Below are 13,077 nucleotides of genomic sequence, written 5' to 3' on the forward strand. Positions count from 1 at the left end.
TATGAAAAAACTCTCTTTAATTTCTCTTGGTATTTTAGCATCTCTGCAGTTTACTAAAGCACAGGTCATTTCATCAAAAAAATGGGCGGATCTTTTTTCCTACAACAACGTCATCGCAATGAAAGAAGACAATGGAAAAATAATCGCTGCCACCGAAAACGGGATATTCTACTATACAATATCAACTGGAGAAATTACGAAGTTGTCTAAAGCCAACGGTTTACATAACATCGGAATTACCGCTTTCGACTACAACCCACAGACCAAAACTGGGCTTATTGGCTATAGCAATGGTTCTATGGATATTATTACGCCACAGGAAATAAAATATGTTGTTGATATTCCTATAGCAGCAGGCTATAACGGAGATAAAAAGATCAATCATATCTCTATTAATGGAGACAAGGCGGTTATTTCTGTCGGCTACGGACTTTCCATATTTGATTTAAAAAAGAAAGAATTTGGAGATTCTTCATTCTTTATCACAGGCGGTGTTTACCAGCCAAGTAATGAAGCCACTATCTTCGGTAATAAAGTCTATTCTGTCACCAACAATGGTTTGAAAAGTCATGAAATGAATACGACCTTCCCGGTATATTCAACATGGACTACAGAAATGCCAGGAGCATTCAAACATATTGATTCAAAATCTGAATTGATTTTCTCCACTGCTACGGCTGCATATGTTTATAATAACGGTACCCCGATACAGCTTCCTACTGCCTTCGGAAATATCCGAGATATTATGGTATCATCCAATAATATTGTCGTAACGGACAGTAAGGTATATACTTATAGTATAAATGGAATATCACAAAACCAGGTAGATCTTGGTGAAGAATGCAATACTGCGATCACTGCTGGCGGAAAAATATTAGGAGGAACTGTTTTATCAGGAATAAAAGATGAAAGCAGTAATAGTTATAAACCTTCAGGCCCACAGTTCAATTTTGCTTATAATGTAAACCTTTTCGATAATAATCAGCTCCTTGTTTCCAGTGGAGGAAGAATAGATAACTATAATGGTGCTATTGTAAATCCTCAAAAACCCGGCTTTTATTATTTTAACGGTAATGAATGGATTTACCCTTCGTTTTTTAAGAACAATGTAAGGTCTATTAACGTATTGGATGCCATCCTCAACCCTCTTGACAACAACGAGGTTCTTTTTACCAATTATGCAATGCATGATCAGGGAATTTACAGGATGAAATATAATGCGACCAATAAAGATTTTGATCTGGTAAAATATTATGACCTGCAGGCACAGCCTTATTTGAGACGTCCCGTAGGTTTTGCAACAGATCCTCAAAACAATATTTTTGTTTCCTTCGGATTTATTGAAGGAGGAAACCCATCCATAGCAATCTATGATAAACCTTCTGATAATTTCATTATAAAAAAGCTGGTTCTTTCCAGTGAAACAACACAGAAACCAGTCTTCTATGAAAACATGTTATGGATTCCATTACCACGTTCCAATAACTTCTGGACGTATGACTACAAAAACGCCACCAATCTTTCTGATGATGCAGATTACATCATGGGAGATTCCAACGGTTTTGTAGACGGAACTTTATCGGTAGCATTTGACAAATCGGGAGACGCATGGATCGGGTCATATGCAGGATTAAAAGTGTTATCGAATGCTGCAAGTGAAATAAAAACCGCTCATCCTAAGCCGGAACCTATTATTATTGAACAAAATGGTTTGGGAGAAGAGCTTTTCAGAGATGCTTCTATACTTTCTATTGCTGTAGATCAGGGAGATCATAAATGGGTCTCAGTAGATGGTGGTGGTGTATATTATCTATCTTCTGACGGCCAGAAAACCATCAGACATTTTACAAAAGAAAACTCTCCGCTTCCAACCAATACGGTTACAGATATCAAAATAGATAAAAAAACAGGAAAAGTATACTTTGTAAGTTACAATGGTATTGTAACTTACCAGGGAGATGTTGCCGATGTAACGTCTAACTTTGGAGATGTTTTGGTGTATCCTAACCCGGTTGTTTATTCTAATTTTAAAGGAAAAGTAACCATTAAAGGGCTGGCGGAAAAAACCAATATCAGAATTGTGGATGCTGCAGGAAACGTTGTACATTCTGCGGTAGCAAGAGGAGGATATTATGAATGGGATCTAAACAATCAGAAAGGGACACGAGTAGCTTCAGGAATTTACTTTGTACTAATGACCAATGAAGATGGTTCTGATAAAGCTACCGCCAAAATAGGAGTCGTTAATTAATGAATTCACAAAACGGTTTTTTACTTTCATTTATCAAATACGGAGAAAATGATGCAGTTTTGCATTGTTTTACGGAAGAAGAGGGTTTTCAGAGCTATTTTTTAAAAGGAATTTATTCTAAAAAGAATAAAAAGAAAGCCCTGCTACAACCGCTGAATAAACTTAATTTTTCCATCAGTCCTCTTAGAGGAAATGGAATTGCTTCTGTTTCCAAATTTGAGCTGGTAAAAAATACCGACATCTATACGGATATAAAAATTAATACCGTCATATTTTTTATCTCAGATTTTCTAAGTCAGATTTTAAAATATGAAAATAAAAACATCCAGATTTATTATAGCATTGATGAATTGATCAACGAATTGATCAATAGAAATTATCAGGCACATCTTCTTTTTTTACTCGCTGTTTTAAAAATCCAGGGTGTTGCTCCACTACTGGGAAACGGTAATTTTCTAGATCCGGAAACTGGAACTTTTTCTTATCAATCTAGCCATCAGCTGTTCAGTGAAGAGATCTCGGTTTTATGGAAGAATGCTCTTTGCGCAGAAAATTTGTATACGACCAAAATTCATAGCTCTTTAAGAAAAAATTTCCTGGACAGTATTCTGGTTTATTATCATTATCATATTACAGACTTCAAAACACCGACTTCATTGGAGATCATCCAACAGATATTTGAATAAGAAATAAAGAAACCCTTTTACCTTCTCTTTTTATTTTCTTTTGTGTCAGCATCTTCCGGCATTTCGGTTTCAGATTCTGCGATTTCTTTTTTGGAAAACCTTGGCTGTAAAATTTTTGCAATAAGCCCCGTCCATCCTGTCTGATGTGAAGCTCCTACTCCACGGCCATTATCTCCGTGAAAATATTCATAAAAGAGGATATAATCTTTAAAATCCGGATCAGTTTGAAATCTTTCATATTGACCATTCACTGGACGTTTTCCGGTTTCATCTTTCAGAAATATTTTCGTTAACCTTTTATTCAAAGAATCAGCAATCTGATCCAGGTTGGAGTAATTTCCACTTCCGGTAGGATATTCAACTAAAAAATCGGGGCTGTAATAAAAGAAAAACCGTTGAAGACTATCAACAATCAAGAAATTAATCGGAAACCATATAGGTCCTCTCCAATTGCTATTACCCCCAAAAAGGCCACTGTCACTTTCTGCAGGGGTATATTTTACACAATAATCTGTTTCATTAAGGTTTAGGGTATATATGTTCTTTTCATACTCTTTAGAAAGCGCCCTTACTCCGTATTCACTTAGGAATTCTTCTGGATTCAGCATTCTTTTCAATAATCTTTTTAAACGATGCCCTCGAAGCAATGATAAAAGGTGCTTGGAGTCCTGTCCTTTATCTTCCCATCTTGACACAAGTGAAGCCAATTCAGGTTTGTTATCCAATACCCATTTCATTCTTTTCTTAAAATTGGGAAGGTTTTCAATCATTTCGTCATCAATTACCTCAACAGCAAACATGGGAATCAAACCTACAATTGTTCTTAATTTCAGATACATGTGAGTGCCGTCGCTGGAAGCAATCGCATCATAGAAAAACTCATCTTCTTCATCCCAAAGGCTGAAGTTTTCATCTCCCATATTATCCAACGAATGGGCAATAGCTAGGAAATGCTCAAAAAACTTCATCGCCATTTCTTCGTAAACATTGTTATAAAGAGCCAGTTCTAATGCAATTCTCATCATATTCAGGGCAAACATGGCCATCCAGCTTGTCCCATCTGCCTGTTCCAGATGTTCACCATTCGGAAGAGAGGTATTTCGGTCGAATACTCCAATATTATCAAGTCCTAAAAAACCGCCTTCAAAGATATTATTTCCATTAAGGTCTTTTTTGTTGACCCACCAGGTAAAATTCATCAACAGCTTTTGAAAAGCACTTTCAAGGAATTCCAGGTCGGGTTTATCCTTCAGATATTCATCAATTTTGAAAACTCTGAAAACGGCCCAAGCATGAACGGGAGGATTTACATCACTTAAATTCCATTCATAAGCTGGGAGCTGTCCGTTAGGATGCATATACCATTCGAAGAGGAAAAGTTTCAATTGATGTTTGGCAAAATCCGGATCGATGAGGGAAAAACTGATGGTATGGAATGCCAGGTCCCAGGTAGCATACCAAGGATATTCCCACTTATCGGGCATGGAAATAATATGCTCATTGTTGAGGTGCTTCCAGTCGTAATTTCTGATTTTCTCTCGGGACTTTGGAGGGCGCAGCTCTGCAGGATCTCCTTTGAGCCATTTCTCAACATTGTAGTGGTAATACATTTTATTCCACAGCATACCCGCAAATGCCTGTCTTTGTATCAGCTTTTCATCTTCGGAGGGAATTCCTTTCTGAACTTCAGCATAAAATTCATCGGCTTCATGATGTCTGCTTTTAAAAATTTCATCAAAATCAGCAAAGGGTTCCTTTAAATCCTGGTCTGAAATTCTAAATTCAAATATTTTAGATTCTTTTCCTTTAAAATTTTCTTCAATCAAAAAAGAAGCTTTTGTGCCTTTGTTTTCAGGATTTACTGATTGAGAATTACCTGTTATCACGAATTGGTTTATTCCATCCTTACAATATACGGATGAATTGGAAGACTGATAAAGCCTTTCGTTATTGGTTTCATTGTCGCAGAACAGAACTTTCGAAGATTGTTTTGCATAGATATTTTTTGTTTCCAGATCTTTATGATCGATCGTGATCTGGTCTTTTTTTTCAGCGGAAAGTTTAGGTTTATAATCATCGTAACCCCAGTTCCAGGTATTTCGGAACCAAATTGTAGGCAAAATAACAAGAGAAGCTTCCTGCTCGGATTTATTGACAATGGTTAACCGGACAAGCAGATCATTTTGGGCTGCTTTGGCATATTCAATAAAAATATCAAAGTATTCATTCTGATCAAAAATTCCGGTATCGATCAGTTCATATTCCGGTTCGGTTTTATTTCTTTCCGCATTTACTTTTATCAGATCTTTATAAGGAAAATAGTTTTGAGGATATTTGTACAGCATCTTCATATAAGAATGCGTAGGTGTGGAATCCAGATAATAGAAATATTCCTTTACATCCTCACCGTGATTTCCCTGTCCGTTGGTAAGGCCAAAGAAACGTTCTTTTACCATTTTATCTTTTTTGTTCCAAAATCCTAAGGAAAACACAAGCTTCTGAAGATCGTCACAAATTCCTGCAATTCCTTCTTCGCCCCAGCGATAGGTTTTGGCTTCTGCTGTATCATGGTTGGTGTAGTTCCACGCGTCTCCATTTTCACTGTAGTCTTCGCGCACAAGTCCCCATTCCCGATTGCTTACATAAGGGCCCCATTTCTTCCATGAAATATCTGAAATTCTTTCTTTTTCCGACATAAGCAGATCATATTACGTGGTTTATATTACGGTAAAATATACTGATGGCTAAAAGCTTTACATCTTTAGGTTTTCCAACAACTCTATCCTCCTGTAGAAAAGCTTTCAAATGTTGTCATTCCTCCATCAACGAAAATACTTGTACCACTGATATAGTCGGCTAAATCACTGGCCAGAAATGCGGCCATATTTCCGATATCCTGAGGTTGTCCTATTCTGTTGTAAGGGATCAGATTAAGGAGAGAGTTGAGTGCTTGCGAAGTACTCCAAGCATCTTTGTTAATGGGTGTCTGAATGGCTCCCGGACAAATAGAATTAACCCGGATTTTATCTGCTCCATATTCCTGAGCAAGCGTTTGCATCAGCATTCTTACAGCACCTTTGCTGGCGGCATAATTAGCATGCCCTGCCCAAGGGATTATTTCGTGAACTGAACTGATATGAATAATTTTTCCACAAGCTACAGAGCGTGAAGGATCTATACCCCGGCGAAGAAATTCTTTAATAGCTTCTCTGGCACATAAAAACTGTCCTGTGAGATTGACTCCAATCACAGCATTCCACTGATCGAGTGTCATATCGGTAAATTTAGCGTCTTTTTGAATTCCTGCATTGTTGATCAGAATATCTACTGTTTGAAATTCGGATACAACGTCCTGAAACATTTTGATGACCTGATCTTCTTTAGAAACATCGCACTGATAGGTTATTCCGCTGCCGCCTGCATCTGTAATTTCCTTCAGCACCGCTTTTGCTTCTTCTGTTGATCGTTCTGAAGAGTGATTAACAACTACTGTTGCTCCTGCTGCGGCCAAGGATTTAGCGATCCCCGAGCCTATTCCACTGGAAGCTCCTGTAACGACTGCAACCTGATTATGAAGTGATATTTCCATATTTTGAATTTGATGTTACTCAAAGTTATGGAAAGAAATCAGCAGAGAAAAGATTATACTTTTAAAATTTTATTAAAGTTTTTTGTACATCAGATATTGAGGCCCACTTCTTCCGATTCTGGTTTTCCCATCGTAAATATACCCTGCTTCAAGATAAATATGATAGGCTGAGTTATTTTTTTGATTGACTGCCAATACAATTTCAGTACAGTTTTTGAAATTTTCTTTTACGAAAACATCTACTTTCAGCATTGCTTTTTTTCCAATTCCTTTGCCCTGCATTTGAGGATTTACAGAAAGAGATCGTAGCAAAACTGCATTTTTATTGTCAGTAAGTTCAAATTTATCATGTCCGAAATCGAGTAAGAAAAACCCCGCGGGGGAATCATTTTCAAAAATAGTTATAGGAAAAGCATCCGAATCTTCTCTCTTCTCAATATTGTACAGAGCCTGTACTGCACTGGCTGTAAACCTCAGCTGGCTTTCGTCCAAAGTATAGCTTACCGCAACAAGATCTTCTGGGTTAAAAAATGCTAAGGTGACCATTATTAATGATGATAAATATCTTCATACATCACACCAGCACGAATTTCCACAGGAAGTTTATTTTCCTCCGGAACCACTGGACAATTGTAATCGTAGGCGTTATAAGCACAGAAAGGATGATAGGATTTATTAAAATCCAGTACAATAGTATTTCCTTTTGGAATTTTCAGATCCATGTATTTTCCTCCTCCGTACGTTTCTTTTTCATTGGTAGCATCACGGAAAGGAAGAAAAAGATAGTCTTTATATTTTTCCTGCTTAATTAATGCTAAACTTTGGTATAAAGTAACGGTATAAGGTTTTCCATCTAACGTAAAAGTAGCTTTACCGTATTCCTGATAGGTTTTTGTTTTTCCTGAAGAGGTAGGAAGCTCAAATGGTTTTGTATCAGTAGATTTCACAAAATCAGCCGTTACACGATATTTCATATCTATAGGAAAGAAAGGATGTTTTTTAAAGTTTTTAAAATTGTCTCCTCTCAGCGGTGTTTCCTTTGGATTCAGATATTCAGCATTGAGTTCTTTTTGAAATTTCTGAACTTCTTTTTCTTCTTTTGAAATTCCTTTTTGTGAAAATACAAACAAAGGAAGCATTAAAAACAACACAATATATCTTTTCATGAATCTAAAATTATAAGTAAAGCTAAGAATTTTCATAACAACAAAGGTGAAAATTTCTATAAAACATATGATCTGTTTCTCATTAGTAAATAACAGTATATATCTTTTCTTCTTTACTATCTTTAATAAGATTCTGATATTTTCACACGATAAACATCGGAAGAATTTCTTTTGATAGATTCTACAAAAAAACCTCCTTCCTCCGGGATCACTTCTTTCAGATCGAAACTTTTACAATCTTTTGGCAATCCTGAAAATATAAGAGTAAACCAAAAATCTTTCATAAAAGGAACTGGCGTCCAGTAAGGTGAAATTGAAATATTCTCAGCATGAATCATTTTACTTCGATGCTCAGACTGATTATCAAACAAATACGTTGAATGCCAGATTCTGATGAGGTTTCCTAAAAATGGGGATGCGGGAAAGCAACAGTGTACAATGACCTGTTTCTCTTCATCTATTTTAGTCTGCAGAGATTCCAGGAGTTCTTTTGCAATAACTGGTTTTACAACTACTTCTTCCACGTTCTATAAGTAATAAGAATGAGCAATGGACATTGCTTTTATACTATTATCCATTGCTCATGATTGGTTTTAATATTCTAATTCTAATTTTTCTTTGGTATAATTTCTTACTTCTTTAGTAAGTTCCGGATGTTCTGCAAGTTTCTTTCCGTAAGAAGGAACCATTTCAAGAAGTTTCTCTTTCCATTCTCCTTCCAGTTTTTCAGGGAAACATTTTTCAAGAACATTCAACATTGCGTATACAGCGGTAGATGCACCAGGGGATGCTCCTAATAATGAAGCAATTGTACCTGCTTTATTAACAACCACTTCGGTTCCAAATTCCAGCTTACCTCCCTCTTTTTCATCTTTTTTAATAATTTGAACCCTCTGTCCTGCGACTTTAAGTTCCCAGTCTTCTTCTTTGGCATCTTTGATGAATTCTCTCAAATGCTGCATTCTCTGAGATTTAGTCATTGCAACCTGCTGGATAAGGTATTTCGTTAACGGAAGATTGTGCCACCATGCACCGAATAATGATTTCAGGTTTTTCGTATTAACACTTTCAGGAAGATCAAGATAGCTTCCTTCTTTTAAGAATTTTGTTGAGAATCCTGCAAAAGGGCCAAAAAGAAGTGCTTTTTCTCCGTCAATAATTCTAAGATCAAGGTGAGGAACAGACATAGGCGGTGCATCTACAGTAGCCTGGGTATATACTTTAGCCTGATGTTTTTCTACCAATTCCTGATTATGGGTTACCAACCACTGTCCGGAAACAGGGAAACCTCCATATCCTGCACTTTCTTTGATATCTGAGCTGTCTAATAACGGAAGCGCATATCCTCCTGCTCCAATGAATACAAAATCGGCAACCACTTGTTGTTTGTGACTGTGGATTCTGTCTTTCACCTTCATTTCCCACTTTCCGTTGCTTCTTGGGTTGATATCTTTTACTTCGTGATACAAAAACACATCTACATTAGAATCTTCAAGCAGGTGTCTTCCCATTTTTCTGGTTAATGTTCCGAAGTTTACATCTGTTCCCATATCCATCTTCGTTGCCGCCATTACTTCGGTTTTATTTCTCTTGCTCATCACCAATGGAATCCATTCTTTCAGCTTCTCGTGGTCTGTAGAAAACTCCATTCCCTGGAAAAGAGAAGATTCTGTCATTTTATCATGACGCTTTCTAAGATATTCGGCATCTTTTTCTCCGAATACAAGACTCATATGCGGGCATGAGTTGATAAAATCTTTAGGATCCTGAATATATCCTTTAGAAACAAGATAAGCCCAGAACTGTTTTGAGATCTCAAACTGCTCTGCAATGCTTTCTGCTTTTTTGATATCGATAGTTCCGTCTGACTTTTCAGGCGTATAGTTTAGCTCACAAAAAGCGGAGTGGCCGGTTCCGGCATTGTTCCATGCTGCTGTACTTTCTTTGGCAAATCTTCCAAGTCTTTCGAAGATAGCGATTTCTAGATTGGGATCAAATTCATGGAGCAATGTTGCTAAAGTAGCGCTCATGATTCCGCCTCCTATCAGTACAACGTCATATTTAGGTTTCGGTGTTCTGCTTGTAAGCGATTGTGACATAATTTTAAAATTTTACCTCAAATTTCGGGAAAAGTTTTAAAAATAAGAGTGCGTTTGAGGATTTTAACACGTTAATTTTTGATGAAAAAGCACTTCTTTAGCTGACAACAAAAAGCAATGGAAAATATCAATGGTTTTTCATTGAAATGATTGATAATTGAAGGAATATTAACCAAAAAAACTCAACAAAATATTAAAATCACCTTAAATTTTAATTCACCAAAAGGGAAGTAATCATAGTGTTTTAGAGACTCTTTATTTTATGGCTTTTTAAGTTAATTTAAGTTTATTACTCAAATTACTTTAGTAATAAGTATTTACGACCCTATCATTAATCAACGAAAAGTGAAAAATGGTTAAATGATACCTATATAAATTCACTTTTTATTGACAAATCCTCAATTTTATAGAATTATTTCTATAAATAAATCACAAAATAAATGTTTTTTTTACGTAACTTTCAATTAAAATAATACAATAGATATAGAAATTTAACAAAATTATTTCGTAAACATAGTACAGATGAAAATTATTAATTTCGTTAGTACACTTTTCGCAACATTGGCATTTGCCCAAAGCGGAAGTGTAGGAATCAACACGTCCACACCGGACCAGAGTGCAATTCTGCACATTGAAAACTTCAATGGAGTTCCTGCTACTGCTACAGCCACCATATCGGGAGGTTCTGTAACGGGAATTACCATTAATAATGGAGGAAGTGGCTATACAACTGTTCCCACAATCAATTTCTACGGAGGCGGATCCATTGTGAATGGAGGGATAAAAGCCCGTGCCACTGCAACGCTTACCAATGGCGCGGTAACCGGAATTGCCATTAATAATGGAGGAAGCGGTTATACCACCGCTCCTACTGTAACCATTTCCGGAGGTAATAAGGGGCTTCTATTTCCCAATCTTAATATTACCAATCTAAGCAGTACAACTACACCGGTAGCTTCACCTGCTAATGGTTTAATTGCTTTTAATGGAGGCACCAACAGTAATAATAAAACCCTACATTCTTTTAATTCCGCTACAAGCAAATGGCAAAGTTCTATTGATGCTGAAAATACACCTAAAGTAGCTTATCTGGATTTCACTGGATCTTTATCCGCACTGGACAATGCGGTGGCAGGAGCGAATACTCTTCTAATCGTTAATCCCCCGGCGATTTCCGGTGTATCCAATATTAATGGATTCAAAGTAGTTCAGAATACTACCTTAGGAGGGTATTCTTTAGTTTTGCCACAGGGAAATTATCTGGTGGAAGTGAATCTTAATTTAAATTCACCACCTGAAAACCCTTCAGGACAGGGAGGTACAACACCACTTACAGGAAGTACTTATTATTTAATGGGTTATTTCATAGATTTCACGAACGATATTTACAATAACTCTACCAATACATTTACAGCAGGCACCAATACCAGAAAAGAGGTTCCTATTGTTTCTAAGGTAAATACCAATCACCTGGCAACATGGTCTTATTACTATAGTGTTCCGACAAATGCCAATGCTAATATTATTGGTGGATTAAGATTACGATTAGGCAGAATGCAGAACAGTACTTTCTATGATCTTGTGAATGTAATCCCAACCGGATCTTATATCAAAATATCCCAACTTTAAAAACAACAACATATGAAAAGAAGTTATATCCTGCTATTATTAATTATAGCTCAGATAACATATGCCCAAGTAGCGATTGGAAAAACAACAGTAGCTCCATCTGCCGTTTTGGAAGTATCTGAATCTACCAATAAAGGAGTTCTTCTTCCTAGAGTAGATATTGTAGATATACTCAACAATACTTCACCGGTAAATAATCCTGTAGAAGGGCTTGTAGTATATAACAAAGGAAATTCAATCAGTCCCGGTGTTTATATTTGGAAAAACAACCGATGGACACAAATGGCTGATACTTATAATTTAGTAAGCTACATGATCCTACAAAGAACAACGGATTATGCTATTCTTGGTAATTTAGCAAACGGAACTTATAAAAACTTTACAGACGCTGCATTTACTGTTCTTTCAAATGATATTGGAGCTTCTTACAACAGTGGTACTGGAGGTATTACTCTTCCTGGAAACAGCGGTTATCTGGTAAATGTATGTCTGAATATCAAAACAAATCTTGAAAGTACATCTTTAGGAATTGGCGGAACTCCTCTTCACCTTCACCAATATTTGGTAAGACTCGTAGATCCTGTAAGCGGAACACAATATGGTAAAACCATCAGTATCAATGCACAGTCTATAGCCAGTAACAAGACTCATACATTAAACCTGAGTTTTTCTTTTGTAGCAACTTCTACTACTCCTATTACTTTAGTTCCGTCTATTGCGCACGATGCTGGAGGAACATATCAGTTAAATTCCGGAGGTACGAGTCCTAATAATGGAGAAATAATTGTTACCAACGCAAAAGTAGACATCCAAAGATCAGCTCTTAACCAATAATCTGTAATACAATGAAAACATATATTTATATTGTTTGTATGGCGATCTTCCTGTTTGGCTCTAATACTAAAGCACAGGTGGGCATTAATACAAACACCCCCAACACAAGCAGTGTTCTTGACATTAACTCTTCTAATAAAGGAGTCCTTTTCCCTCAGTATGACCTTACTGTACTGAACAGCACTTCTACTCCTATCGCCAATCCCGCAGATGGATTAATGATCTACAACAAAGGAGGAGCTTCTACTTTCCCTAAGGGATATTATGTATGGATACGCAATCAGTGGCAGCGTGCTATTCTTTCCGGAGATGAGCCTCAAACAATGTCCCTTATTATCAATCCTAGTGTTTTAATTCCCACGGGTAGTACCAATAATACTTTAACGAGCTTTACATTAGCTTCCAATAAAATCACAGGAGCATCTTTGGGAGCAGATACTTCTACAATCACCTTACCTGCAGGCACATATATTGTAAGATATTCGGTGGACAGCAGTAATGCCAATAACAATACCGGCACGGCTAACACACAATATCTTTCTCAAAATTTCACATGTACCAGGTCATACCTGATCAATGCGTCAACCAGTGCAACTATAAGTGAAACCAACCGAATGTGTCAGCTATCAAGTTCTTTTACTTTTTTCCAGGGAACTTACTTTCTTACACTGACGGCACCTACAACCATTCGTCAGAAATTTGAATTTGACACAGGAAACGGATTTACTGCCAGCAACCTGAATGTAAGATCGTCATTGGCACTTGTGATCACTAAAATGGGACAATAAATATTGAACCGGAAATATAAAAATGAAGGCTATCT

The 13,077-nt window shown here is 36.7% G+C and carries 11 protein-coding genes; 5 read left to right on the forward strand and 6 right to left on the reverse strand.

Annotated features, from left to right (window positions below):
* The first annotated feature begins 1 nt into the window (after position 1).
* Positions 2-2,251, forward strand: coding sequence for a T9SS type A sorting domain-containing protein (locus ACL9RH_RS18620; RefSeq protein ID WP_422694850.1), 2,250 nt, complete (start codon positions 2-4; stop codon positions 2,249-2,251).
* Positions 2,251-2,937, forward strand: coding sequence for a DNA repair protein RecO (gene recO, locus ACL9RH_RS18625; RefSeq protein ID WP_422694851.1), 687 nt, complete (start codon positions 2,251-2,253; stop codon positions 2,935-2,937). The genes ACL9RH_RS18620 and recO overlap by 1 nt, the downstream gene beginning before the upstream one ends.
* A 17-nt stretch (positions 2,938-2,954) precedes the next feature.
* Here recO and ACL9RH_RS18630 read toward each other — a convergent pair whose 3' ends face one another.
* From ACL9RH_RS18630 to mqo, 6 genes are all read right to left on the reverse strand, one after another.
* Positions 2,955-5,633: an MGH1-like glycoside hydrolase domain-containing protein gene (locus tag ACL9RH_RS18630; protein ID WP_422694852.1), complete on the reverse strand. Its 2,679-nt coding sequence runs from the start codon at positions 5,631-5,633 to the stop codon at positions 2,955-2,957.
* A gap of 83 nt (positions 5,634-5,716) precedes the next feature.
* Positions 5,717-6,526, reverse strand: a complete 810-nt coding sequence (locus ACL9RH_RS18635; RefSeq protein WP_422694853.1) for a glucose 1-dehydrogenase — start codon at positions 6,524-6,526, stop codon at positions 5,717-5,719.
* Positions 6,527-6,598: 72 nt separating this feature from the next.
* Positions 6,599-7,072, reverse strand: coding sequence for a GNAT family N-acetyltransferase (locus ACL9RH_RS18640; RefSeq protein WP_422694854.1), 474 nt, complete (start codon positions 7,070-7,072; stop codon positions 6,599-6,601).
* 2 nt (positions 7,073-7,074) lie between these two features.
* Positions 7,075-7,692: a DUF1684 domain-containing protein gene (locus tag ACL9RH_RS18645; RefSeq protein WP_422694855.1), complete on the reverse strand. Its 618-nt coding sequence runs from the start codon at positions 7,690-7,692 to the stop codon at positions 7,075-7,077.
* A 122-nt stretch (positions 7,693-7,814) separates the two neighbouring features.
* Complete coding sequence (locus ACL9RH_RS18650) at positions 7,815-8,216, reverse strand: hypothetical protein (RefSeq protein WP_422694856.1); 402 nt, start codon at positions 8,214-8,216, stop codon at positions 7,815-7,817.
* Between the two features lie 69 nt (positions 8,217-8,285).
* Positions 8,286-9,791: a malate dehydrogenase (quinone) gene (gene mqo, locus ACL9RH_RS18655; RefSeq protein WP_422694857.1), complete on the reverse strand. Its 1,506-nt coding sequence runs from the start codon at positions 9,789-9,791 to the stop codon at positions 8,286-8,288.
* A 522-nt stretch (positions 9,792-10,313) separates the two neighbouring features.
* Between mqo and ACL9RH_RS18660 the strand changes: the two genes are divergently transcribed.
* From ACL9RH_RS18660 to ACL9RH_RS18670, 3 genes are read left to right on the forward strand one after another with little or no spacing between them, the layout of a single operon-like run.
* Positions 10,314-11,420 (forward strand): hypothetical protein, encoded by a 1,107-nt coding sequence (locus ACL9RH_RS18660; protein WP_422694858.1) that lies wholly within the window; start codon positions 10,314-10,316, stop codon positions 11,418-11,420.
* Between the two features lie 12 nt (positions 11,421-11,432).
* Positions 11,433-12,254: a hypothetical protein gene (locus ACL9RH_RS18665; protein ID WP_422694859.1), complete on the forward strand. Its 822-nt coding sequence runs from the start codon at positions 11,433-11,435 to the stop codon at positions 12,252-12,254.
* Between the two features lie 11 nt (positions 12,255-12,265).
* Positions 12,266-13,042, forward strand: coding sequence for a hypothetical protein (locus tag ACL9RH_RS18670; protein ID WP_422694860.1), 777 nt, complete (start codon positions 12,266-12,268; stop codon positions 13,040-13,042).
* Positions 13,043-13,077 lie beyond the last annotated feature (35 nt).

The sequence above is a fragment of the Chryseobacterium sp. Mn2064 genome, assembly GCF_049319685.1.
Taxonomy (GTDB): Bacteria; Bacteroidota; Bacteroidia; order Flavobacteriales; family Weeksellaceae; genus Chryseobacterium.